Here is a 24,882-nt window from a genome sequence, read left to right on the forward strand (position 1 = left end):
CGGGTCGGGTCGTTAGATTGAAACGGTTCCTTACGGCTAGTGGCTGCTTCGCTCGTCCTTGCGCGCACGACCTAATAACGTCAATGCTGCCTCGCGCGCATTTTTTCCGCAATACAATACTTGATAAATTTCCTCGGTTATTGGCATCTCGACACCAAAACGGTGCGCCAATTCACGAACTTCTTTCGTATTGCGGTAGCCTTCAACCACCTGGCCAATCTTGTCCTGCGCACCCTGCACGTCCATACCCTGGCCGAGCATCATGCCAAAACGACGGTTACGCGACTGGTTGTCGGTACAGGTCAGCACCAGATCGCCTAAACCCGCCATCCCCATAAAGGTGGCAGGATCGGCACCCAGCGCCGCGCCAAGGCGAGACATTTCGGTCAGTCCGCGAGTGATCAATGCGGTTCGCGCATTCGCGCCGAAGCCGATGCCGTCAGACATCCCCGCGCCAATCGCAATGACGTTTTTCACCGCGCCGCCAAGCTGCACGCCAATGAAATCCGGGTTGCTGTAGACGCGGAAGCTTTTGCCGCAGTGCAGCAACTGCTGGAGATCGTCAGCAAAGGCGTCGTCCGTCGAGGCCAGAGAAATCGCCGTCGGCATGCCCGCCGCCAGCTCTTTGGCGAACGTCGGACCGGAGATAACCGCCAGCGGGATAGAATCACCCAGCGCTTCGCGCGCGACGTCCTGCAGCAGACGCCCCGTTTCCGCTTCCAGACCTTTTGTCGCCCAGACCAGCCGCGCGTCAGGACGCATCAGCGGTTTGATGTTACGCAGCACTTCGCCAAAGACGTGGCTCGGTACCACCACCAGAATATTACGACTGGCGGCCAGCGCAGTGGCTAAATCACTTTCCAGGCGCAGCGTTTCGGGAAAAGGCACATCAGGGAGGAATGCGACGTTGCAGCGATCGTGCTCAAGGGTCGCGATATGTTTCGGATCATGGCCCCACAGGACAACCTGATGGCCATTTCTTGCCAGGGTGATGGCAAGAGCGGTGCCGTACGAGCCGGCACCAATCACAGTCATTGAAGCATTACTTTGGTTCATCAGGCATCCTGATGTTCTTCAGTACCTTCGCCAGCCTGCTGCTGTAAATAGTTCATGAACAGCGCATCAAAGTTGACCGGCGCAAGGTTCAGTTGCGGGAATGTACCGCGTGAAACCAGGCTGGTGATGCATTCGCGGGCATACGGGAACAGAATGTTCGGGCAGTATGCGCCAAGGCAATGCGCCATCTGAGTCCCTTCGATACCACTGATGGAGAAAATACCGCCCTGCTGAACTTCGCACAGGAACGCAGTTTCTTCACCCAGAGAAGCCGTTACGGTGACACGCAGCACTACTTCATACACGTCATCTGCCAGTTGGGTAGATGCGGTATCAAGATCAAGTTTAACCTCTGGCTGCCAATCTTTCTGGAAAACATGCGGTGCATTTGGCGCTTCGAAAGACACATCCTTGGTATAAATACGTTGGATCTGGAAAGCCATTTCAGTGTTATTTTGTTCTGACATGTTGAGAAAACCCTTTAGTGTTGTCCTTTAAATACTATCCGTACGCCTTAACGCAGCAGGGGATCCAGTCCACCACGCGCATCCAACGCATACAAGTCGTCACAACCACCAATGTGCTGTGCATCAATAAAAATCTGCGGAACCGTTGTACGGCCACTGCGTTTGATCATCTCTTCACGCTTCACGGCATCGCCGTCAATCGGAAGTTCCTGGAAACTCACGCCCTTGCTGTTCAACAGCGCTTTTGCGCGATGGCAAAACGGGCAGGTTGCTTTGGTATAGATCTCAATATTGGCCATGACTTATCTCCAGTGTTCTTTTGCCCTGCAGGATAAAAGACGACGGGTAAATTACTTGCCGCGAACCAGTGGCAGATTCTCACCACTCCAGCCCGCTACGCCGTCTTTCAGTACAGATACCTGCTCAAAACCGGCTTTAATCAGCGCAGTTGCTGAATCCTGGCACTGCATACCAGAGCCATCAACCACAATAACAGGTTTGTTTTTGTGTTTTTCCAGCTCACCAAAGTTGTTGGCTTTGATTTCGCTCGGCAGCAGGTTAGTGGAGCCTGCGATATGGCCTTTGCGGAAGTCGTCGCGCTGACGTAAATCGACGATAACGGCGTCTTCTTTATTGATGAGACGTGTAGCTTCGCCGCGCGTAATCACCTTCACTTTTGAGGTCAGGCTCTTAAACGTGGTAAATAATACAGCCGCCAGTAACGCAATCCAGGCGATACTCAAGACAGGGTGGCGACTAACAAATTGCATAATTTCTTGCATGGGGGGTAACAACTCCCGACTCAGTGATTAAAAAAACCAGGAAAGGAGTATACCTGCGCGTTGGCGCAAATACAGCCAGAGCGTGCATTGGATTGCATTTTTGCGGGGCGCTACGGAAAAAAAAATGTAAATCGGTGTTCCCCCTGGCACGCGATCCCCCATTATTTGATCTTCGGGGGCTACTTTATCGATTCAGCTGTAGTAAAATTACGCAATTATTTTTTATCTCTTGAGTGTGAGGTTGTCGCAATGTCGGTTTCTAAAAAACCTATGGTACTGGTGATTCTGGATGGCTACGGCTATCGCGAAGACAGCCAGGATAACGCCATTTTTAGTGCTAAAACCCCGGTAATGGATGTGCTGTGGGCAAAACGTCCGCATACCCTGATTGATGCGTCCGGTCTGGAAGTCGGCCTGCCCGATCGCCAGATGGGCAACTCCGAAGTGGGTCACGTCAACCTGGGCGCGGGCCGCATCGTGTATCAGGACCTGACCCGTCTGGACGTTGAAATCAAAGAACGTACTTTCTTCGCTAACCCGGTGCTGACCGATGCGGTCGACCAGGCAAAAAATAGCGGCAAAGCGGTACACATCATGGGTCTGCTCTCTGCTGGCGGCGTTCACAGCCACGAAGATCACATCATGGCGATGGTAGAAATGGCCGCTGAACGCGGTGCTGAGAAAATCTATCTGCACGCTTTCCTTGATGGCCGTGATACCCCGCCGCGCAGCGCTGAACATTCACTGCAGAAATTCGAAGAGAAATTTGCCGCGCTGGGCAAAGGCCGCGTGGCGTCCATCATCGGCCGTTACTACGCCATGGACCGCGACAACCGTTGGGATCGCGTGGAACAGGCTTATGACCTGATGACGCTGGCAAAAGGCGAGTTCCAGTTCGCTACGGCGGTTGAAGGTCTGCAGGCCGCTTATGCCCGTGACGAAAACGACGAATTCGTTAAAGCCACCGTGATCCGTGCTGAAGGCCAGGCTGAAGCCGCCATGGAAGACGGCGATACGCTGATTTTCATGAACTTCCGTGCTGACCGTGCGCGTGAAATCACCCGTGCGTTTGTTAACGCTGACTTCGACGGCTTCGCCCGTAAGAAAGTCGTTAACCTCAACTTTGTGATGCTGACCGAATATGCGGCCGACATCAAAACTGCGGTTGCTTACCCACCAGCATCTCTGGCCAACACCCTTGGCGAGTGGATGGCGAAGAACGACAAAACGCAGTTGCGTATTTCCGAAACCGAAAAATATGCACACGTAACCTTTTTCTTTAACGGCGGCGTAGAAGAGCCGTTCAAAGGCGAAGACCGTATTCTGATCAACTCACCGAAAGTCGCAACCTACGATCTGCAGCCGGAAATGAGCTCTGCTGAACTGACCGAAAAACTGGTTGCTGCGATTGAGAGCGGGAAGTACGACACCATCATCTGTAACTACCCGAACGGCGACATGGTTGGTCACACCGGGGTGATGGAAGCAGCGGTTAAAGCGGTTGAAGCGCTGGATCACTGCGTTGAGCAGGTGACTAAAGCGGTTGAGTCCGTTGGCGGCCAGTTGCTGATCACCGCGGACCACGGTAACGCAGAGCAGATGCGTGATCCGTCCACCGGTCAGGCACATACTGCACATACCAACCTGCCCGTTCCGCTGATTTATGTCGGTGGTAAGAACGTCAAAGCAGTCGAAGGCGGCAAACTTTCTGATATCGCCCCGACGATGCTGACGCTGATGGGTATGGAAATCCCGCAAGAGATGACTGGTAAGCCGCTGTTCATCGTGGAATAATCCCTCCCCATGAGGGGAAAGGCGATTAATACCATCACTCGGGCCGTGAAACCGCGTAAGTTTTCAGTCAGGCCCTTGTTCTACGCCAGCGCGCTTAGCGCTGGCGTATTGCTGTGCGCCTTTTCCGCCCACGCGGACGAACGCGACCAGCTCAAATCTATTCAGGCCGATATCGCGGCAAAAGAACGCGCGGTACGCCAACAACAACAACAACGCGCCACCCTCCTCGCACAACTTAAAGCTCAGGAACAAGCCATCGCCGTTGCCGCAAGGCAGCTGCGCGAAACGCAAAACTCACTGGCACAGCTGAACGCGCAAATCGCAGAGATGAACGCCGCGCTCGCGAAGCTGGAAAAGCAACGAGCAGCGCAAGAGCGCAGTCTGGCAGCCCAGTTAGACGCCGCGTTTCGCCAGGGTGAACACACCGGTATTCAGCTCATCCTTAGCGGTGAAGAAAGCCAGCGCGGGCAACGCCTGCAGGCCTATTTCGGCTATCTGAACCAGGCGCGCCAGGAGACTATCGCACAGCTGAAGCAAACCCGCGAAGAGGTTGATTCGCAGAAAGCCGAGCTGGAAGATAAACAGAGCGAACAACAGACGCTGCTGTACGAACAGCGCGCTCAGCAGGCTAAGCTGGAGCAGGCGCGTAATGAACGCCAGAAGACGCTCGCGAGTCTGGAGTCGTCGATTCAACAAGGTCAGCAGCAGCTGGGCGAAATGCGCGCCAACGAATCACGCCTGCGCAATAGCATTGCTCGCGCCGAAGCCGCCGCAAAAGCCCGCGCAGAGCGTGAAGCGCGTGAGGCGCAGGCCGTACGTGATAAGCAGCAGGAAGCATCACGCAAAGGTTCAACCTACAAGCCAACCGAAAGCGAAAAATCACTGATGTCGCGTACCGGTGGTTTAGGTTCGCCGCGCGGCCAGGCGTTCTGGCCCGTTCGTGGTCCAACGCTACATCGCTATGGCGAGCAGCTGCAAGGTGAGCTACGTTGGAAAGGGATGGTTATTGGTGCCTCCGAAGGTACCGAAGTTAAAGCCATCGCCGATGGTCGCGTCATTCTGGCGGACTGGCTGCAGGGCTATGGACTGGTCGTCGTGGTTGAACACGGTAAAGGCGATATGAGCCTGTACGGTTACAACCAAAGCGCATTGGTCAGCGTGGGTACACAGGTTCGCGCCGGGCAGCCAATTGCACTTGTGGGTAGCAGCGGCGGTCAGGGCAGGCCGGCACTCTATTTCGAAATTCGTCGCCAGGGTCAGGCGGTCAATCCACAGCCGTGGTTGGGAAGATAAGTTTTGCCTCAGTTTCGTCGTACTTTGCTCTCACTCGCCAGCCTGCTGGCATTCGCAACACCTGTTTTCGCCGGCAAACTTGCTATCGTCATTGATGATTTCGGTTATCGTCCGCAAACAGAAAACCAGGTGCTGGCAATGCCTTCCACTGTCTCTGTTGCCGTCCTGCCAAACGCGCCACATGCACGTGAAATGGCGACTAAAGCGCATAACAGTGGACATGAAGTGTTAATCCATCTGCCGATGGCTCCGCTGAGCAAGCAACCGCTGGAGAAAGACACGTTACGCCCGGAGATGAGCAGCGAAGAAATTGAACGGATTATTCGCGACGCGGTAAGCAAAGTGCCGTATGCAGTGGGACTGAACAACCACATGGGTAGTGCGATGACGTCCAGCCTGTTCGGCATGCAGAAGGTGATGCAAGCTCTGGAGCGCTACGACCTCTACTTCCTCGACAGTATGACCATCGGCAACAGCCAGGCCATGCGCGCGGCGGCAGGAACCGGGGTGAAGGTCATCAAACGCAAAGTCTTCCTCGACGATACACAAAACGAAGCGGATATTCGCCGTCAGTTTAATCGTGCCGTCGAACTTGCGCGTCGTAACGGGTCAGCGATTGCCATCGGGCACCCCCACCCTTCTACGGTACGCGTATTGCAGCAGATGCTGTATAGCCTGCCAGCCGATATTACGCTGGTTCGTCCGAGCAACCTGCTTAATGAGCCGCAGATCGATACCTCCAGACCTAACCTCACTCCACCGAGAAACGGTACGCCAGATGCGCCGCGTAATCCTTTCCGTGGGGTGAAACTGTGCAAACCGAAACAACCTCTGGAGCCGGTTTACGCCAACCGATTCTTTAGCGTGCTAGAGGAAAGCATCACACAAAGCACGCTGGTGCAATATATGAGACTGCAGTGGCAGGGCTGGGGGAACACATCCTCACCCAGCACAATGAACGCTAACGCAGATTAAGCGCTTTTCGGGCAATACGCGAAGGCGATGATGTTTTATCGCGCCATTTCCATAGACGGAATGACCATAGCAGCGCCTGGTACAATACTTTGGCACTGCGTACGTTAGTTATCATGCGCTTATACATACCAGAGACAAAAATCTCTGCGATCATGCGCTGACGAATATGCACATCCTGTTCTTTACGGACTGCATGGCATACGCGCAATGCTTCATAGGTGACTTGCTGATGAAATTCCGGATAAATAGTAATCCGATCGGCATATTTACGGTTCAACCTATCCAATAACCGCGTAATTTTAATATAATGCCGCTGGTAGTTGAGATTTTTTAAACCTTGTCGTTTAAGACGGCTGATTGATTGATCATGTAAGAAGTATTTATATAAAGATTGCTCGGTATATCGCACGCGTACAGCGTTAAACATAAACTCCGTCGTCCAGACAATATCCTGGTGATGTAACCCCGGAATAAATGTTATTTTATTTCTCTCAATAACATCCCGGCGATAAATTCCCATCCAGACCACATGTGTCCAGCGGCGTGAAGCCAACGCCATACGTAACCAGTCAGGGCCGGTCAACACCCCCGTAGACCGAAGACGATCCGTCGGTATTGATTGCCAGGTCTGTCCCGTTTCAAGAATGCACCAGTCGGAATTACACTGTGCTAAATCCAGGTCATCCTGAATTGCCATGTTCATCAGGGTTTCGTACATATTGGGATAAACCAGGTCATCGGCATCGACAAATGCAACGTAATCCCCTTTGGCCGCTTCCAGGCCACGGTTACGCGCTACGGATGCCCCTGCGTTAGCCTGATGCAACAACCGTACGTGGGGATAGTTGTCCGCATAATGTTGTGCAATATCAACAGAGTTATCCGTTGAACCATCATTCACAATGATGATCTCTAGCGCAGTCCATGTCTGTGCGATCAAAGATTCCATGCAATCCCGAAAACTATCACCCACGTTATACAACGGAATAATAACACTCAACATATTTGTGCAGTTTCTCATCAGCTAACCCAGGTTTGTCATTACACTGATGACTTTTACTACGGTTTCATTAAGGAATTATTAAGGTTAGAATGTATTTATGGGCAGAAACGCTGCAGTGAAAGTGTCTGGTTTGAGAAAGATGCCCTGCTACGCCTGCGTTCAGCAGGTTGATGAGAGCTCAGATCGTCTACATATCGGGGTACACAACCTGTATACTCTATCCCTATGAATTAATGTACTCTACAGGCTGATATTGAGGGAAAAGATGGCCATCAGTAAGACACACGAAAAAGGTTATACGGTCTATTGCAAAGAGACCAGAAAAGACCTTAAGTCACTGATGAATAAATACATCAAAAAAGAAATCAGTGGCAAACCGCTGAGCAGTGGTAACGCATTACGCAGCGTGGAGTTGGTCGAGTACAACTCGCAGAAATTTATCATCAAAAACGACCGTGAAGTTGATCCACGATTTGAGAAAAAATTACAGAACTTTACCTCCGGCCCTTTCTATTCCCGGCTGATCAGGAAGCTGGACAGGCTCCCGCCGGAAATGCGCATCTGTACTGCCGATCTCTACTATGCTGCTGAGAAAACACGTTTTCGCCAGTGCCATGATGTTTATACTATTCATGAATATATTGAAGGTGATCCTTTAAGAGAAATTAACCAGCAGAATGCTGACGAGGTAAAGCAATGCGTGCTGCGTCTTCACAAGGCCGGACTGGCATCAAATGATATTCACCCTGGGAATTTCATTCGCACGCCTACGGGTGAGTTAAGGATTATTGACCTGTCCTGTAAGGGAAATATGAAGGTCTGTCAGGCAAATGACATTCTGGCGTTACAACGAAAATATAATATTAATGTTAAAGGCAGAGGGTTAATTTATAAACTCATCCTGCTTAAAGAAAATATAAGAGCGTTATCCAGAAAGATCCGCGGAAAATAAAATCTATGGTTTATACGGCCAGATAGCGATATCTGGCCGTAATTAACATTGAATGCACGCTGCGCATTCAATCCCAGCTCAGGATCACTTTCCCGGACTGGCCTGAACGCATGGCATCAAAGCCCTGCTGGAACTCATCAATAGAGAATCGATGGGTGATGATCGGCGACAGATCAAGGCCGGACTGGATCAGTGCAGCCATCTTGTACCAGGTTTCAAACATTTCGCGACCATAGATACCTTTAATAAACAGACCTTTAAAGATAACTTTCGTCCAGTCTATCGACATGTCTGATGGCGGGATCCCCAGCATGGCAATACGGCCACCGTGATTCATGGTGTCCAGCATGGTACGGAACGCTGGCGGCGCACCAGACATTTCCAGACCCACATCGAATCCTTCGGTCATCCCCAGTTCGGCCATCACGTCGGTCAGGTTCTCTTTCGAGACGTTGACTGCGCGGGTAATACCCATTTTACGTGCCAGCTCCAGACGATACTCATTAACATCTGTAATCACTACGTGGCGTGCACCAACGTGCTTCGCTACCGCGGCAGCCATAATGCCAATCGGCCCCGCACCGGAAACCAGCACATCCTCGCCAACCAGATCAAACGACAACGCCGTGTGTACCGCGTTACCAAATGGATCGAAGATAGACGCCAGGTCGTCGGAGATGTTGTCCGGAATTTTAAAGGCGTTAAACGCAGGGATCACCAGATATTGTGCAAAACAGCCAGGACGGTTTACGCCGACACCAGTCGTATTGCGGCACAAGTGAGTACGACCACCGCGGCAGTTACGGCAATGTCCGCAAGTGATATGGCCTTCACCAGAAACGCGATCGCCGATTTTGAAGCCTTTAACTTCCTGGCCGATACCAACAACTTCACCGACATATTCATGCCCTACAACCATTGGAACCGGGATGGTTTTTTGCGACCATTCATCCCAGTTATAAATGTGAACGTCAGTCCCGCAGATGGCTGTTTTACGGATTTTAATCAGCAAATCGTTATGGCCGACTTCCGGTTCAGGAACGTCGGTCATCCAAATGCCTTCTTCCGCTTTCAGTTTGGATAACGCTTTCATTTCACATCCTCAGGCAATTACGCCCAGTTGTTTACCAATGCGTGTGAACGCGTCGACTGCACGCGTAATCTGCTCAGGGGTATGTGCCGCTGACATCTGGGTACGAATACGCGCCTGGCCTTTTGGAACCACTGGATAAAAGAATCCAGTTACGTAAATCCCCTCTTTTTGCAGTTCGCGGGCAAACGCCTGCGCAACAACCGCATCACCCAGCATTACCGGAATAATCGCGTGATCGGCTCCTGCCAGCGTGAAGCCTGCGGCGGACATTTGCTCACGGAATTGACGCGCATTCGCCCACAGACGATCGCGCAGGTCGCTACCCGCCTCAACCATCTCCAGCACCTTAATGGAAGCAGCAACAATTGCCGGAGCCAGTGAATTAGAGAACAAATACGGACGGGAACGTTGACGCAGCCACTCAACAACTTCTTTACGTGCCGCAGTGTAACCACCTGATGCGCCGCCGAGTGCTTTGCCCAGCGTGCCGGTGATGATGTCCACACGGCCCATCACGTCACAATACTCATGAGAGCCACGGCCGTTCTCACCCACAAAGCCTACCGCGTGGGAATCATCTACCATCACCAGCGCATCATATTTGTCTGCCAGATCGCATACGCCTCTCAGGTTAGCGATGACGCCATCCATAGAGAACACGCCATCGGTGGCGATCAATACATGGCGGGCGCCTGCCTCACGCGCTTCTTTCAGACGCGCTTCCAGTTCCTGCATATCGTTGTTGGCGTAGCGGAAACGCTTCGCTTTGCACAGACGAACGCCATCGATAATAGAGGCGTGGTTCAGGGCGTCAGAGATAATGGCATCTTCTGCTCCCAGCAGCGTTTCGAACAGGCCGCCGTTGGCGTCAAAGCAAGAAGAGTAAAGAATGGCATCTTCCATACCCAGGAACGCCGCCAGTTTTTGCTCCAGTTGCTTATGGGTGTCCTGAGTGCCGCAAATAAAGCGCACCGAGGCCATACCAAATCCGTGAGAATCCATACCCGCTTTTGCCGCTGCAATCAGTTCCGGGTGGTTAGCCAGCCCTAAGTAGTTGTTAGCACAAAAGTTAATAACATGGCTTCCGTCAGCCACGGTGATATCAGCCTGCTGAGCAGACGTAATAATGCGCTCTTCTTTAAACAACCCTTCCGCGCGTGCGGTTTCCAGATCGTTCGTTAACTGCTTATAAAAATTCCCACGCATTGCAATTCTCCAGACTGGGCAAATTTCAGCACATATTACCCAATGCTATTGGTTTGTACGAGATGACTCATCATGACTTGTCTAAAATGCAGCATAAATCACGTGTACCCACATAACCTTTCAGGAATGACAGACCTGGCATCACAACCTGGCTTACGTTGTCGCGTCATCAATGACCTGAGACACTGATGACGGTGCTATAGTAAATCCTGCCATAGCAAAGGCCTTATTAACCTTAATGATATAGTTGTCTTCGTAGAATTCCTCAATCGCCTGCTGAATCTGTTCGCCGGCAGGCAACGCTTTTCCATCAACAATTCCCTGTAGCAAGGAAACAAATTTTTCCGGTTCATCAGTAGGGTATAAATTACCGTTTATCCCTTCTTTGATAATGTCTGCAGGCCCCGTTTCACAATCAGAGCTAATGGCATAAACGCCGTGAGCGCTGGCTTCAACCAGAACCATAACGAAACCTTCAAAATGAGAAGTTAACAGCAGGCAGGTGATATTTTTTAGCGTATTTTGAATATATTCCCATGGTGATTTCTGCCAACCATGCCAGTGAATATTTCCACTAATCCCCAACGTTTCAGCTAATGCCGTTAAGGTATCAACATCCGGGCCGGTGCCGATAATATCTAAGGACCACTTCCCTTTTAGTTTAGCCAACCCGTTGAAAAGACTGCGTACATTTTTCTGTCCATCTGCCACAACCCTGCCTACATACACAAACCGGGCATGCTTCTCAGGGGTAGGGATACGGATATCGCATCGCGCAACGGGATTATAAATCGTTGCAATAGTGCTTTTTTCTATTCCCATCTCAATGAGCTGCTGAGTTATCCCTGAGCTAATTGAAAGATGATAGTCAGCTTTATTAATGTACTTGATTTTTTTCTTATAATTATTTTTGTAGAAGTTAAAAATAGAGAAGTGAAACCATGAAAATATTTTCACCTGCTTGCTTGTATATTTTCTTGCAACGTGACTGATGTAACATGAAAGCGTATCCAGGGAAATAATTATATCTGGACTTTCCTGAAGAATAATTTTTCGCAAACCATAAGCAAAACTTAGTCTTCTTAATTTAGTTATTTTTATATTAGAAGATAGATGACAATAGCGCTGCCCTGTGAGCCAGTCATTATTGACATTGCTATTATTATTTTTCTTAAAAAAAACAAAAGAGACATCAATATCAGGGTCTTGCGTCCGCAGCAGCCTCACCAAATTAATACATACCGTCTCCATACCTCCGAGGCCACTGGTTTCATAACCTGTAATAATTATCTTCTTAAGTTGCATATATTTTTTTCATTCCAACGACTATTGTCAGCCCCAACACAGTGCTTTACCTTGCTTATTCATTCGTTGATGGCTCCGAAAAAGCCAGCACCGCGCGCCTGAACATCCATTTACGACGTGAATCATACACCACCAGACCCTAACTATTTCAATTAAGAATGACTGAAGCAATAATCAGTACACATGTCACACGCCACATGACGCGACGTACTGCTGAAGCCGAAGCCATGTAGTGATATGATTAGAGGTATTCGTGTCTGAGATTGTCTCTGACTCCATAATTCGAAGGTTACATTTATGATCATCGTTACCGGCGGCGCGGGCTTTATCGGCAGCAACATCGTTAAGTCCCTGAATGACAAAGGCATCACCGATATTCTGGTGGTGGACAACCTGAAAGACGGCACCAAGTTTGTGAATCTGGTGGATCTGAATATTGCTGACTATATGGATAAGGAAGACTTCCTGATCCAGATTATGGCTGGAGAAGATTTCGGCGATATCGAGGCAATTTTCCACGAAGGCGCGTGCTCTTCCACGACCGAGTGGGATGGCAAGTATATGATGGACAACAACTATCAATACTCCAAAGAGCTGCTGCACTACTGTCTGGAGCGTGAAATTCCTTTCCTGTATGCCTCTTCTGCAGCAACGTACGGCGGTCGTACCTCTGACTTCATCGAATCTCGTGAATATGAGAAGCCGCTGAACGTCTATGGCTACTCAAAATTCCTGTTCGACGAATATGTACGCCAGATCCTGCCAGAAGCAAATTCTCAGATCGTTGGCTTCCGTTATTTCAACGTCTACGGGCCGCGTGAAGGTCACAAAGGCAGCATGGCGAGCGTCGCTTTCCACCTCAATACTCAACTCAACAATGGCGAAACGCCAAAATTGTTCGAAGGCAGTGAAAACTTCAAACGTGATTTCGTCTATGTCGGCGATGTTGCAGCAGTAAACCTGTGGTTCCTGGAAAACGGGGTTTCTGGCATCTTTAACCTCGGTACTGGTCGCGCAGAGTCTTTCCAGGCCGTCGCGGATGCCACGCTGGCATACCACAAAAAAGGCAGCATTGAGTACATTCCGTTCCCGGAAAAACTGAAGGGCCGCTATCAGGCATTTACTCAGGCGGATCTGACTAACCTGCGCGCTGCGGGCTATGACAAACCGTTCAAGACCGTTGCCGAAGGCGTAACGGAATATATGGCCTGGCTGAACCGCGACGCATAAGGCAGGCAATCAATGAGGATTCTGGTGGTTGGCCCGTCCTGGGTGGGCGACATGATGATGTCGCAAAGTCTCTATCGCACGCTCAAGGCGCGCTATCCCCAGGCGATAATCGACGTGATGGCACCTGCATGGTGCCGTCCGCTGCTGTCGCGTATGCCTGAAGTCAACGACGCCATCGCCATGCCGCTGGGACACGGCGCGCTGGAGATTGGCGAGCGCCGCAAACTGGGCCACAGTTTGCGTGATAAACGCTACGATCGCGCGTATGTCCTGCCGAACTCGTTTAAATCCGCACTGGTACCCTTCTTCGCGGGTATTCCTCATCGTACCGGCTGGCGTGGCGAGATGCGCTATGGTCTGCTGAACGATGCACGTGTACTGGATAAGGAAGCCTGGCCGCTGATGGTCGAGCGCTATGTCGCGTTAGCGTACGATAAAGGCGTGATGCTCACAGCCAAAGATTTACCACAGCCGCTGCTGTGGCCACAATTACAGGTCAGTGAAGGTGAAAAGTCACTTACCTGTAGCCAATTTTCCCTCTCGGCTGAACGTCCAGTCATCGGTTTCTGCCCTGGTGCAGAATTTGGTCCAGCGAAACGTTGGCCACATTACCACTATGCAGAACTGGCAAAGCAGTTGATTGACGAAGGTCATCAGATTGTCCTGTTTGGCTCGGCTAAGGATCATGAAGCTGGCAATGAAATTCTGGCTGCACTGAGCGTTGAACAGCAGGCATGGTGTCGGAACCTGGCTGGTGAAACGCAGCTGGAGCAGGCCGTTATTCTTCTCGCCGCCTGCAAAGCCGTGGTCACCAATGACTCCGGTTTGATGCACGTGGCTGCCGCACTAAATCGTCCGCTGGTCGCTCTGTATGGCCCTAGCAGCCCGGATTTCACTCCACCACTCTCTCACAAAGCACGCGTGATTCGCCTGATTACGGGCTATCATAAGGTGCGTAAGGGAGATGCTGCACAAGGGTATCACCAGAGCCTGATTGACATCACACCTCAGCGCGTACTGGAAGAACTGAATAACCTGTTGTTACAAGAGGAAGTCTGACGGATGCAGGTTCTGATCGTTAAAACATCGTCAATGGGCGATGTGCTGCATACGTTGCCCGCATTAACAGATGCGCAGCAGGCCATTGCGGATATTCAGTTTGATTGGGTAGTGGAAGAAGGGTTTGCTCAAATCCCCTCCTGGCATCCGGCCGTAGACCGTGTGATCCCGGTGGCGATTCGCCGCTGGCGTAAAGCCTGGTTTTCCGCCCCCATTAAAGCTGAGCGCAAGGCTTTTCGCGATGCGGTACGTTTACAGAACTATGACGTGGTTATCGATGCGCAGGGGTTGGTAAAAAGCGCCGCGCTGGTCACTCGTCTGGCGCATGGCATTAAGCATGGTATGGACTGGAGTACCGCGCGCGAACCGCTGGCGAGTCTGTTTTATAACCGTAAGCATCATATCGCCAAACAACAGCATGCTGTTGAACGTACTCGTGAGCTGTTCGCGAAAAGTCTGGGATATACCAAACCCCAGTCGCAGGGTGATTACGCTATTGCACAGCATTTTCTGAATGAACGCAATGCCGATGCAGGGCAGTATGCCGTCTTCCTGCACGCCACCACTCGTGATGACAAGCACTGGCCGGAAGCGAAGTGGCGGGAGCTCATTGGCTTATTAAATCACGCAGAAATACGTATTAAGCTCCCCTGGGGCGCTCCGCATGAAGAAGCGCGAGCCAGACGACTGGCAGAAGGATTTGATTACGTAGACGTTTTACCGCGAATGAGTCTTGGGGATGTAGCCCGGATATTAGCCGGCGCTAAGTTTGTAGTATCCGTTGATACCGGATTAAGCCACTTGACCGCCGCACTGGATCGGCCGAATGTTACGCTATATGGCCCTACGGATCCGGGGTTGATTGGGGGATACGGGAAGAATCAGGTCACATGTCGTGCCCCGGAAGGAAAGCTTGCTTTGCTTGAACCCACTCAGGTTTATTCTCACATAGCGCTGCTGTAATTATTCAGGTATCGCAGATATGTTAAATTCGTTCTTATACAATCGCTTTGCTATTTAACATATCTGCAGCTGACCAAAACTATGCACTATATCGTCTTTCATCCACGATTAAGCATTGTTGCATTCATCTACTTCCACCAACATAACCCAAGAATAATTCGTCGGCCATACCAGTATGAGGATGAAATTTTACGTCTGAAAAGTGATTTTTGCTTTTTCTTGTGACTCTTTATCTCTTTACGTTCTTTCTCTAACCAGCTCCCGGACAACTCTTCAGGGTGATGGACAAAGTTTGCCAGGTATATATCAGAAAAATAACCCTGACGCATCAGATATGCCCATTCATCTATGATGAAAAAGTTATTTTCAAAACGGGAAACAAGTTTTTGAGCGGTTACAGAATTCATCAAATAACCGCAGGCTCGCAAAACATATCCATGACCAAATATAACTTTGCCGAAGGTCTGGCCACCAATTTTCTTGAGTTTAAGCAAATTTAAGACAACTTTATTTTTATACCTTAAACCATCCTGCCCACCAAGTAGGTATAACGCATCTTTATTGAGAACACTTTCATCGACTGTCGATATAAATTCCTTAAAATTCTGATCGATTATTGCATCATCCTCAAGAATACAAACCCAATCTTGTCCACTCTGCCCAAACTGTTTAAATGCCTTCATATGGCTTAGTGAGCAACCCAGTTCACCATCAGTAGGCGTATGGTTTTCCCTGTGCTGAAAGTCAGTTAACGGTATCTTGCGCTTTTCTTCGGCGGACAAATTTTTCCCATAGATAGCATCAACGAACGAATACTCGATCTTTAATTCATTCATTATATCTGATACGCGTTTTCGTCGGGCATCGTCAAAAGGAAGCGAAATGACCAGCACGTACATGAGTTCAAACCCTCTAATATAATTAAGCCAGCACCGTCATCGTGAACTAAAGATTAACAATCACTGGCCAGCTGAATAAACTTAATTAACTATTCTATGTAGCTATACAAAGTCTATCATTTCATATTTATAGTTTATTCTTTGATGTATGATTAATAATTTTATCAGTTTTTTTTGCATAAGTTGCAAAGAGATCGGACTCATCACGAATAATTTTATTAATGTCTTTTTTAAAGTATATCTTCAAAAATCTGAAGTAGTCTCTTTGCGTTAACCCGATGTTTAACGAGGAGAAGTACAAACCAATCAGATCTTTATTGCGCCAACGAACAGGAACCGCATTTCTTATCTGAGCCCGGTGCAGATCAATAACCGACAGTTTGAACGTATTATCCTCAAAATTGGCCGGTTGGTGCAATAAGAAGTGACAGAGATAGCAATCACGGTGATTAACGCCTCCCTGATGCATCCTTCTGACCATAATGGCAAGACGCTCAATTAATGCCATTTTAATTTTTCGCGCAGGTGGATTCACCAACCAATCTGCGCAATAGTCTTCCAGGCTAACCGCCGGGCTCAGATCTTCAGTTATAATAAATGAGATACGGTTGAGCGGATTTATACCTTGCTGCCCGAAACCAACACCGTGCATTGTATCAACATCCAGTTCCTGCAAACGGTGTATAGCATTCCATTCCCTATCAGCTCCGAGTACCGGCAAACGTAAAGAGAACAAGTTTTTGATAACTTCCTTCAGTTTAGTTCCCTGGTGCCATTTCAGGAAATAGCTTTTACCTGCAATCTCAAACCTTATCGTTCTACGCGTTTCGAGCTGTCTAAATGTTTCTCCCTGCAGCTTCTGCACTTCAGAAAAAGCATCTTTCCCTTTCCACAAGGATAAAAATGGTTCTTTTAACTCAACCATGGGCACCACCTATAATAATATCCGCTGCTTTCTCAGGTAGACTATAAAGGTCTTGAGTATCAGCAAAGTGTTGTGCATTCTCTTTCCAGGCATTTCTCTGCTCTGAGTCAGTTAAAGAAAAATAAACAGCTTCATTTAATAATTTTTGTTCAAACGGTTCATCAATAACAATGCCGCACTCAGCATCTTTAACATAATGAGCATATCCGCAAACTGCCGTTGTTATGACAGGTAAACCTGCTGCAATTGCTTCAACCAGCACGATCCCTGCGGCTTCCTGGTATGCCGGATGAATCAATAGATCGGCCGCTGCCATTAACTCTGAGACATCATTACGGCCAGGGAAGAACTTGATATTGTCAGCAACACCATACTCTGTTGCCAGCTTTATATAGCGATCAGGCTTATCCTGACCCACAACAAACAGAATCGTTTGTTTGCGGACAGCTTCCGGTAAGGAAGCAATCGCCCTGATAGTTCTGTCGACACCCTTACGGGTAAAATCAGAACCGATTTGTATAATTAAATACTGGAAACCACTGATATCATTTTCTTTCCTGAAGCTAGCTCTACAATTTGCTGCCTGAGAGCTATATTTTCTGTCAGGATAAATCCCCGGCGGAAGAATATGGAAACGCGCTGGCTCGGTATGATAGTGCTTCTGAAAATCCGCAATTTGCTTATCTGTTAACATCAACAGCTGTGTTGATTTTCCCTCAGCAAATGTTGCTTTCTCAAAGGCAGCATAATGCCGGTATCGTGGTGTCAGACGATAGAGCAAACCTTTTTCTTGCGCGACTTTTTCTGCGTAGCAGACATCAGCAGCATAATAAACATCTAATCCAGGCATTTTATTGAACCCAACGACCCGGTCTGCTGGATTACTCTCAAGATGTTTACTTACCCACCGATGATACTCAGCATTTTTCCCGTTGTTGGAGCATGACCTCACAGGAACAATGATGATCTCCAGGCTGTCTGGAATATTTCCTTGCCATGATTGCGTGTAAACCCGAACATGATATCCACGTGATGCGACTGTCGACGCTATACGCAAAAAATCACGCTGTAACCCACCAAAAGGGAAATATTTATACAAACAGAAAGCAATAACCATTTTATATATCCGGATGCTTTATTAATCGAGTTTAGGTAACCGTGACGCTATGGCTGCAATCACGTCTTCCGCAGGTATAGCAGATAAATATTTCTTACTTCGATCAAGTTTTTCACGCACAGGCATTGGTTGGTAATCACCAGCCCAAAATTGAACCACATCATCAGACCATGGTCGCCAGGCGATATGATCGGTGGCGCCGAAAAGACAAATGATGGGGGTTTTAACAGCTGCAGCAATATGCATCGGGGCAGAGTCAACACCAATAAAAAGTACGGCATGATCAATTAATGCAGCAAGCTCAGGGAATGTTGTCTTCCCGGCAATTTCAGTTAAAGGTTTGGTTTCACATGCCCTGGCAATCTCATCGACGCAGGCAATATCGCTGGCACCGGGTCCAGAAGTCAGTACAACCTGATACCCCAAATGATGTATCGCATCAATCACCAGGGAGAATCTATCATTCTCCCACGACTTGAATTCTTGTCTCGCCGTAGGCTGTATAACAACATACTTCTGGGTATCAACCTGAGGAAGTTTTTTCCGGACAGATTGCCAGACTTGCTCACCATAAACCATTTTCAGTATCGGGACTGATTCTTTTAGATTTAATGGCGTCAACACAGACAAATTACGTTCAACCCAATGATCGCCACTTAGAGGAACGTGATGAGTAAAACTGTCGCGCCAGAATTTCTTATTTCTGTGCGAGAAATCATGTGTCAACTTTATTGGGCAATCCAAACAACGACACAGTAAGGCAACTATCCACTGATCGGTAAGATTGACCACTAAATCATAATGATTACCACGTAGTACCTTGGTTAGCGCTAAGAAATTTTTTGCTTTCTCAAAAGCAGAGCTCTTTTTATTTTTTATGCCATACAAAGCATGGATATCGGGGTTTTCAGATAAAATAGGAATGGTGTCTTCGTAGAGTAAAACATCAATATCAGCATCAGGATAATTTTTTTTAAGCGTGCTGATGACCGGTGTGGTTAGCAACATATCGCCGTGAAAGCGCATTTTTATTACCAGGATCTTTTTCACACTATACCCTTTCAGGTTATTGTTAATTTTCAAATCACGCTACCGCCCCAGGCTCAACAGCTACCTGTGTACTGCAGATCACACCATCTTATTTTATCGCTTATATTATACCACTATTCACTTGACAATTCGATATCTATGGGAATTTTCTATGTGAATTAGAGAAAAATGAATACTTACAATATATGAGACTATTTATCATATTATGAAAATTGAGCCTATATTCTCAACTACGTTACATAGGCTCATTTTAATGTTAATTCGTTAATTTTCCTGACTCATTTTTGTCATACAACATCAGGATAGCTATGCTGTATAATAAAAAGACATTTATGAACATCTTTTCAAATAGACAATATACCAGAATATAGCCAACAAGAGAGCACAGTAATGAAATGCTAAAAATATCTTTTTGGCTTCTGGCTCGAATATATATGTCTTTAAATGTAATGAAAAAAGCCGCAGTAAATAAGAAGAGACCAATTGTCCCAACATTATAAAGAATTATTATAAAAAATGGTTCATCTATATTATAGCCTTTGTTCCGCTCAGAATATACCCCGCCATTTTTCGGCGCATTATGGTCCTCTAAATATTGATTGTATGTAGAATTTCCATATCCAATACCAAAGGCGGCATTGTTTATATTTTCCATTACTAAAGGGAAACGGTCTAAGATGATTTCATCACGACTGGATGTGACGTTATTCATTTGCAGAGTTTGATCGACTTTCATTTTTACCTGACCCACAGTGTTGTAGGCCCCGACAAGCAAAGCAACCATTATAAATAGCAAGCCACAGGTAGCAGCCATAAATCTCTTGATAGTTTTACTCACCAGAAATGAAATCAGGAAAATCTCTACAACAACTGCTAAGATCCCTGCCCGACTCCCGGTGTATGATAAAAAGACAAACGCAAGCGCAGAAATGATATATAATACTGTTTTCAGGAAGTGATTCTTGAATAAGATCGCCCCTGTTAATACAAAAGGAAATAGCATAACAACATAGAATGCGAAACCATAGCGAAGCTGTAGATACAGTTCCTGCGGGTTATTTTTTATAATTCTTAAAATCGGCACTACTAAGACAATATAGGATAGAGTAAGTATCGCCCCAATGACAAAGACCCGTCTCAGTGAGGTTATATGCTTACTGAATGCTCCAAAAAATAACATCATCACTAACGGGTAACGCCAGTCTTTTATCAATATAATAAAGGCATCAAGAGATTTATCTTCATAGGTGAAAAACACAATACAAAAAACACACCACAACGTGAAGAGTAACAATAACTTTCTCTTCTGTATGAGATCAAGCACAATATTTTTAATATCTATTTTATTGGCTTTAATATAGTAAATAGATAAAACTACAGCGAGCACAGAGGTCATATTTAGCACCCCTTGATTATCTATCGTAAATAACCCAAAAATCATTAAAACCAATACAACTTTGCTTAAAATCAAGATATTACTATTTTGACTGTATCTTACTTGATTCATAAAATTCAAATCTCACTTCTTCAAATTGCCTTGTTAATCAATAACAAACACTCGCTCGCACGATTTATGGGGCATATCTTATTATATAACATCGTAAAAATCCCCCATTAATTTTAGTCTCTTCCTCTCACGGTGTACCTTCATTCTAATCACAAAAATATTTTCACATAACACAATGATTAATAAAGAAAATTTAGTCACCAAGTATCTCTTTCCTTCCTTTACAGTTTGTTCTATTCTATGCCGACAGGAGAGCCATTTTGTCTTACATAAACACGCGTGCGCTCTGAAAGAATCAAAAGGAAAAGGATGTGAAAGAAAATATAGTAAAATATATTAAAAATGCACATATTGGAAATGACGATAAAAAAAGTACATGCATCAATATTACCTATGGCGCTGACAGACCCTTTCTTTACGGTACGGGCGTTTCAATTACATCGGTACTTTTAAATAATCGGGATCTGAACCTCCATTTCCATATTTTCACTAATTATCTTGATGAACATCAACTTCATCTTTTTTCTGTCCTGGCAAGCCAATACAATACCCGCATTACGTTTTATGTACTGGATGATAATGAATTAAAAAATCTACCTACTGCATCTAAGGCATGGAATTATTCGATCTACTTCAGACTTATTGCAATCGATTATTTTGCCGATAAACTCAGCAGCATTATATATCTTGACTCTGATATTATATGTAAAGGAAGCCTTACCTCGTTACTCACGGAAGAATTTAATGGCAATGTATTAATGGCTGTCCATGATAGCTTTGTCGATACGTCTGCTGTTGCCGGTATCAATCCAGACCTGTACTTCAACTCAGGCTTCATGTATTTTAATCTTCCAGAATTAAAAGATACTAATTTGACTCTACAGGTCATTTCAAAGGTCAATGAAAACCGTTTCTCACATCCCGATCAGGATGCGTTGAACGTCCTCTTCAATGATCGCGTAAAAATTCTTGACCATAAATTCAATTCATTCTTTAACATTGATACGTTAGCCAGGAAAGGGGGGGATGCCTTTAAAATCACATCACAAACGGTATTCATTCACTATGTCGGCGTCACTAAACCCTGGCATGACTGGGCGCAATATTATGCTGAAGTCAAATACTTCAAAATCGCCAGAGATAATTCACCGTGGAAAGATATTCCTTTATTGGCACCCACTACGTATAAACAGCTATCGCGAAAAAGCACACATTTAAAACACAATGGTCATCTCCTCGGTGCTTTTATTTTCTATGTTAAGTATTTAGTTAACAAATACCAAACACAGAAAAAACGCTAATGTATTGATATTATTGTCTTTTCAGGAATGGCTATGTTTCTGGCATATTCTATAAAGAGATCGGTTTTTATGACCATAACCATTCCGTTTTTAGCCTTCCACTGCAGAGATTACCAAGCGGGGCAACACAACTCAGGCCCCCTTTCTCGTGATCCGTACAGTTTCCTCAAAAAATCAGCAAAAATGATGGTAAAGCCATAGTTAAATACATAGAATCCCCAGCACATCCATAAGCCAGCTACTATTATGCTTGAATTGCTTTACACCGCCCTTTTCTACCTTATTCAGCCTCTAATCTGGATACGGCTTTGGGTGCGCGGACGTAAAGCTCCGGCGTACCGTAAACGCTGGGGTGAACGTTACGGTTTTTATCGCCGCCCACTGAAACCAGGCGGCATCATGCTCCATTCAGTTTCCGTAGGTGAAACGCTGGCAGCAATCCCCTTAGTCCGCGCTCTGCGACATCGTTACCCGGATTTGCCGATCACGGTAACCACCATGACGCCAACCGGTTCTGAGCGCGTGCAATCTGCTTTTGGCACAGACGTTCAACATATCTATCTTCCCTATGATTTACCGGATGCGTTGAACCGTTTCCTGAATAAAGTTGACCCCAAACTGGTGTTAATTATGGAAACCGAGCTCTGGCCAAATCTGATCGCTGCACTGCATAAGCGCCACATCCCGTTGGTCATAGCCAACGCGCGCCTTTCTGCTCGTTCAGCCGCTGGCTACGCTAAATTAGGGAAATTTGTTAGCAGGCTATTACGCCGCATTACGCTGATTGCTGCACAAAACGAAGAAGATGGTGCTCGCTTCATTACATTGGGTGCCAGAAGCAATCAGGTCACCGTCACCGGCAGCCTGAAGTTTGATATTTCTGTCACCCCACAGCTGGCCGCTAAAGCGGTTACGTTGCGACGCCAGTGGGCACCGCATCGCCCGGTATGGATTGCGACCAGCACGCATGACGGGGAAGAAAGCATTATCATCGCTGCTCATCAGGCGCTGTTACACCAGTTCCCGAATCTTTTATTGATTCTGGTTCCCAGACATCCTGAGCGCTTCCCGGATGCCATCAACCTCGTACGCCAGGCTGGTCTAAGCTTTACCACACGTTCTTCAGGCGAAGTGCCGTCCTCAAGTACCCAGGTGGTTATCGGCGACACGATGGGTGAGCTGATGCTGCTGTACGGAATTGCCGATCTTGCTTTTGTCGGTGGCTCTCTGGTTGAGCGTGGTGGACACAACCCACTGGAAGCAGCGGCACATGCCATTCCCGTATTGATGGGCCCGCATACCTTTAACTTCAAAGACATTTGCGCCCGACTGGAACAGGCAAGCGGGTTGATCACCGTCGCTGACGTCACCACGCTGGTGAAAGAGGTTTCGTCCCTTCTGACCGATGAAGATTATCGTAATTTTTATGGTCGCCATGCTGTTGAAGTACTGTATCAAAATCAGGGCGCGCTACAGCGTCTGCTGCAGCTGCTGGAACCTTACCTGCCACCCAAAACGCATTGAGGGCTGTCATGCAAAAACGGGCGATTTATCCAGGAACCTTTGATCCCATTACTAACGGCCACCTCGATATCGTGACGCGTGCGACAAGCATGTTTGATCACGTGATCCTGGCAATTGCCGCAAGCCCCAGTAAAAAACCGATGTTCACACTGGAAGAACGCGTTCAGCTGGCACAGCAGGCAACGGCGCATCTTGGTAATGTAGACGTCATGGGATTTAGCGATTTAATGGCAAACTTTGCCCGCGATAATCAGGCTAATATCCTGATTCGCGGTCTGCGTGCCGTGGCTGATTTTGAATATGAAATGCAGTTGGCGCACATGAACCGCCACTTAATGCCTCAACTGGAAAGCGTCTTTTTGATGCCTTCTAAAGAGTGGTCGTTTATTTCATCATCGCTGGTTAAAGAAGTCGCCCGCCACCAGGGTGACGTGACCCACTTCCTGCCAAAAAATGTTCATCAGGCGCTGATGGATAAGCTGAAGTAGCGCTTTAGCCGGGTAAGCCGACAATGTTTATCCGGCCTGCAATGAATGTTATTTCTGACAGCGACGGCAGTAGAACGTCGTTCGCTGAGCGTGCTTAGTTGCAACGATTGGCGCTCCGCATACGCGGCAAGGCTCACCTTCACGTCCATAAACCTGTAATTCCTGAGCAAAATAGCCTGGCTTACCGTCACTTTGCAGAAAATCTTTCAGCGTCGTTCCACCCTGCTCGATAGAGCGCAGCAATACAGCCTTAATAACGCGTACCAGCAGCCCACACTCATCTTTCGACAGCGATGATGCCAGGCGGTCAGGATGAATGCCAGCCGCAAAGAGAGACTCACTGGCGTAGATATTTCCCACCCCCACCACCAGCTTGTTATCCATCAGCCAGGGTTTTATCGCCGTTTTCTTCTTCGCGCATTTCTGCTGGAGATAAGCGGCGTTGAAATCGTCGCTCAGCGGCTCAGGGCCAAGATGGGCGAGGACATTATGTCCATCCAGTTCTTTCGTCCACAGCCAGGCGCCAAAACGCCGGGGATCGGTATACCGTAGGACTTTGCCATTACTCATCACTAAGTCGACGTGATCATGCTTTTCTGCGGGAAGTTCTTCAGGAAGAATACGCAGACTACCCGACATCCCCAGATGAATGATAATCCAGCCATCCGCCAGTTCCAGCAGCAGGTATTTCGCGCGGCGCTGTACGCTCAGTACAGGTTTATCGCTCAGGCGATAGATTTCCTCAGATACTGGCCAGCGCAAACGACCATTACGCACAGTGGCGTGTAGAATCGTCGCCCCTACCAGATGCGGCTCAATACCACGGCGACTGGTTTCGACTTCAGGTAATTCAGGCATAGCATCTCCGGCGCTGTATCAGGTCTCATTAATAT

Annotated in this window: 24 protein-coding genes; 10 read left to right on the plus strand and 14 right to left on the minus strand. The window is 47.6% G+C overall.

Annotation, left to right across the window (positions count from 1 at the left end):
* Positions 1-36 precede the first annotated feature (36 nt).
* Genes gpsA through OGX91_RS08875 form a run of 4 tightly spaced genes read right to left on the minus strand, consistent with a single transcriptional unit; the run spans position 37 to position 2,305 of the window.
* A complete protein-coding gene (gene gpsA, locus OGX91_RS08860; protein WP_003024157.1) occupies positions 37-1,056 on the minus strand; it encodes an NAD(P)H-dependent glycerol-3-phosphate dehydrogenase in 1,020 nt (339 codons plus the stop codon).
* Positions 1,056-1,523 carry a protein-export chaperone SecB gene (secB, locus tag OGX91_RS08865; RefSeq protein ID WP_003024155.1) on the minus strand — a complete coding sequence of 156 codons (468 nt, stop codon included), beginning with the start codon at positions 1,521-1,523 and terminating at the stop codon, positions 1,056-1,058. Before secB ends, gpsA begins: the two co-directional genes overlap by 1 nt.
* Positions 1,524-1,570: 47 nt before the next feature.
* A complete protein-coding gene (grxC, locus tag OGX91_RS08870) occupies positions 1,571-1,822 on the minus strand; it encodes a glutaredoxin 3 (protein ID WP_003024152.1) in 252 nt (83 codons plus the stop codon).
* Positions 1,823-1,873: 51 nt separating this feature from the next.
* On the minus strand, positions 1,874-2,305 hold the full coding sequence (locus OGX91_RS08875) for a rhodanese-like domain-containing protein (RefSeq protein WP_005120473.1): 432 nt from the start codon (positions 2,303-2,305) through the stop codon (positions 1,874-1,876).
* A gap of 249 nt (positions 2,306-2,554) precedes the next feature.
* Here OGX91_RS08875 and gpmM point away from each other — a divergent pair, with 249 nt between their 5' ends.
* The 3 genes from gpmM to OGX91_RS08890 are packed head-to-tail and all read left to right on the plus strand — an operon-like array spanning position 2,555 to position 6,367.
* Positions 2,555-4,099 (plus strand): 2,3-bisphosphoglycerate-independent phosphoglycerate mutase, encoded by a 1,545-nt coding sequence (gene gpmM / locus OGX91_RS08880; protein ID WP_286625992.1) that lies wholly within the window; start codon positions 2,555-2,557, stop codon positions 4,097-4,099.
* Between the two features lie 33 nt (positions 4,100-4,132).
* Positions 4,133-5,392: a murein hydrolase activator EnvC gene (envC, locus tag OGX91_RS08885; RefSeq protein WP_246803261.1), complete on the plus strand. Its 1,260-nt coding sequence runs from the start codon at positions 4,133-4,135 to the stop codon at positions 5,390-5,392.
* 3 nt (positions 5,393-5,395) lie between these two features.
* Entirely contained in the window at positions 5,396-6,367 is a 972-nt protein-coding gene (locus OGX91_RS08890; protein ID WP_155021715.1) for a divergent polysaccharide deacetylase family protein, read from the plus strand.
* On the opposite strand, the gene OGX91_RS08895 is transcribed toward OGX91_RS08890, so the two are convergent.
* Entirely contained in the window at positions 6,354-7,388 is a 1,035-nt protein-coding gene (locus OGX91_RS08895; protein ID WP_286625995.1) for a glycosyltransferase, read from the minus strand. The two genes, OGX91_RS08890 and OGX91_RS08895, sit on opposite strands and share 14 nt — an antisense overlap.
* A gap of 247 nt (positions 7,389-7,635) precedes the next feature.
* Between OGX91_RS08895 and rfaY the strand changes: the two genes are divergently transcribed.
* Positions 7,636-8,322, plus strand: a complete 687-nt coding sequence (gene rfaY / locus OGX91_RS08900) for a lipopolysaccharide core heptose(II) kinase RfaY (protein WP_005120465.1) — start codon at positions 7,636-7,638, stop codon at positions 8,320-8,322.
* A gap of 67 nt (positions 8,323-8,389) precedes the next feature.
* Here the strand turns inward: rfaY and tdh are convergent, their stop codons facing one another.
* From tdh to OGX91_RS08915, 3 genes are all read right to left on the minus strand, one after another.
* On the minus strand, positions 8,390-9,415 hold the full coding sequence (gene tdh / locus OGX91_RS08905) for an L-threonine 3-dehydrogenase (RefSeq protein ID WP_005120462.1): 1,026 nt from the start codon (positions 9,413-9,415) through the stop codon (positions 8,390-8,392).
* A gap of 9 nt (positions 9,416-9,424) precedes the next feature.
* Positions 9,425-10,621, minus strand: coding sequence for a glycine C-acetyltransferase (gene kbl / locus OGX91_RS08910; RefSeq protein ID WP_005120460.1), 1,197 nt, complete (start codon positions 10,619-10,621; stop codon positions 9,425-9,427).
* Between the two features lie 153 nt (positions 10,622-10,774).
* Positions 10,775-11,926, minus strand: coding sequence for a glycosyltransferase (locus tag OGX91_RS08915; RefSeq protein ID WP_040231583.1), 1,152 nt, complete (start codon positions 11,924-11,926; stop codon positions 10,775-10,777).
* Positions 11,927-12,223: 297 nt separating this feature from the next.
* Here OGX91_RS08915 and rfaD point away from each other — a divergent pair, with 297 nt between their 5' ends.
* Genes rfaD through rfaC form a run of 3 tightly spaced genes read left to right on the plus strand, consistent with a single transcriptional unit; the run spans position 12,224 to position 15,178 of the window.
* Complete coding sequence (gene rfaD / locus OGX91_RS08920) at positions 12,224-13,156, plus strand: ADP-glyceromanno-heptose 6-epimerase (RefSeq protein WP_003827312.1); 933 nt, start codon at positions 12,224-12,226, stop codon at positions 13,154-13,156.
* A gap of 12 nt (positions 13,157-13,168) precedes the next feature.
* The gene (gene rfaF, locus OGX91_RS08925; protein WP_040231582.1) at positions 13,169-14,215 is read left to right on the plus strand and encodes an ADP-heptose--LPS heptosyltransferase RfaF; all 1,047 of its coding nucleotides are present in this window, start codon (positions 13,169-13,171) and stop codon (positions 14,213-14,215) included.
* 3 nt (positions 14,216-14,218) lie between these two features.
* Positions 14,219-15,178 carry a lipopolysaccharide heptosyltransferase RfaC gene (rfaC, locus tag OGX91_RS08930; protein WP_040231581.1) on the plus strand — a complete coding sequence of 320 codons (960 nt, stop codon included), beginning with the start codon at positions 14,219-14,221 and terminating at the stop codon, positions 15,176-15,178.
* A gap of 128 nt (positions 15,179-15,306) precedes the next feature.
* Here the strand turns inward: rfaC and OGX91_RS08935 are convergent, their stop codons facing one another.
* From OGX91_RS08935 to OGX91_RS08955, 5 genes are all read right to left on the minus strand, one after another.
* Positions 15,307-16,077, minus strand: coding sequence for a glycosyltransferase family 25 protein (locus tag OGX91_RS08935; protein ID WP_040231579.1), 771 nt, complete (start codon positions 16,075-16,077; stop codon positions 15,307-15,309).
* Between the two features lie 127 nt (positions 16,078-16,204).
* Positions 16,205-17,002: a lipopolysaccharide core heptose(I) kinase RfaP gene (rfaP, locus tag OGX91_RS08940; protein ID WP_040231577.1), complete on the minus strand. Its 798-nt coding sequence runs from the start codon at positions 17,000-17,002 to the stop codon at positions 16,205-16,207.
* Positions 16,995-18,119, minus strand: a complete 1,125-nt coding sequence (locus OGX91_RS08945) for a glycosyltransferase family 4 protein (RefSeq protein ID WP_199947373.1) — start codon at positions 18,117-18,119, stop codon at positions 16,995-16,997. Before OGX91_RS08945 ends, rfaP begins: the two co-directional genes overlap by 8 nt.
* Positions 18,120-18,140: 21 nt before the next feature.
* Complete coding sequence (gene rfaQ / locus OGX91_RS08950) at positions 18,141-19,145, minus strand: lipopolysaccharide core heptosyltransferase RfaQ (protein ID WP_233614660.1); 1,005 nt, start codon at positions 19,143-19,145, stop codon at positions 18,141-18,143.
* A gap of 280 nt (positions 19,146-19,425) precedes the next feature.
* Positions 19,426-20,676, minus strand: a complete 1,251-nt coding sequence (locus tag OGX91_RS08955) for an O-antigen ligase family protein (RefSeq protein WP_199947372.1) — start codon at positions 20,674-20,676, stop codon at positions 19,426-19,428.
* 311 nt (positions 20,677-20,987) lie between these two features.
* Between OGX91_RS08955 and OGX91_RS08960 the strand changes: the two genes are divergently transcribed.
* From OGX91_RS08960 to coaD, 3 genes are all read left to right on the plus strand, one after another.
* On the plus strand, positions 20,988-21,977 hold the full coding sequence (locus OGX91_RS08960; protein ID WP_286626000.1) for a glycosyltransferase: 990 nt from the start codon (positions 20,988-20,990) through the stop codon (positions 21,975-21,977).
* A 246-nt stretch (positions 21,978-22,223) separates the two neighbouring features.
* The gene (waaA, locus tag OGX91_RS08965; RefSeq protein ID WP_199947370.1) at positions 22,224-23,501 is read left to right on the plus strand and encodes a lipid IV(A) 3-deoxy-D-manno-octulosonic acid transferase; all 1,278 of its coding nucleotides are present in this window, start codon (positions 22,224-22,226) and stop codon (positions 23,499-23,501) included.
* Positions 23,502-23,509: 8 nt separating this feature from the next.
* Positions 23,510-23,989, plus strand: coding sequence for a pantetheine-phosphate adenylyltransferase (coaD, locus tag OGX91_RS08970; RefSeq protein WP_005122615.1), 480 nt, complete (start codon positions 23,510-23,512; stop codon positions 23,987-23,989).
* 48 nt (positions 23,990-24,037) lie between these two features.
* Here the strand turns inward: coaD and mutM are convergent, their stop codons facing one another.
* The gene (gene mutM / locus OGX91_RS08975) at positions 24,038-24,847 is read right to left on the minus strand and encodes a bifunctional DNA-formamidopyrimidine glycosylase/DNA-(apurinic or apyrimidinic site) lyase (RefSeq protein ID WP_005122614.1); all 810 of its coding nucleotides are present in this window, start codon (positions 24,845-24,847) and stop codon (positions 24,038-24,040) included.
* Positions 24,848-24,882: the final 35 nt, after the last annotated feature.

Origin of the sequence: Citrobacter sp. Cpa228, from assembly GCF_030333085.1 — a bacterium.
Classification (GTDB): Bacteria; Pseudomonadota; Gammaproteobacteria; order Enterobacterales; family Enterobacteriaceae; genus Citrobacter; species Citrobacter pasteurii.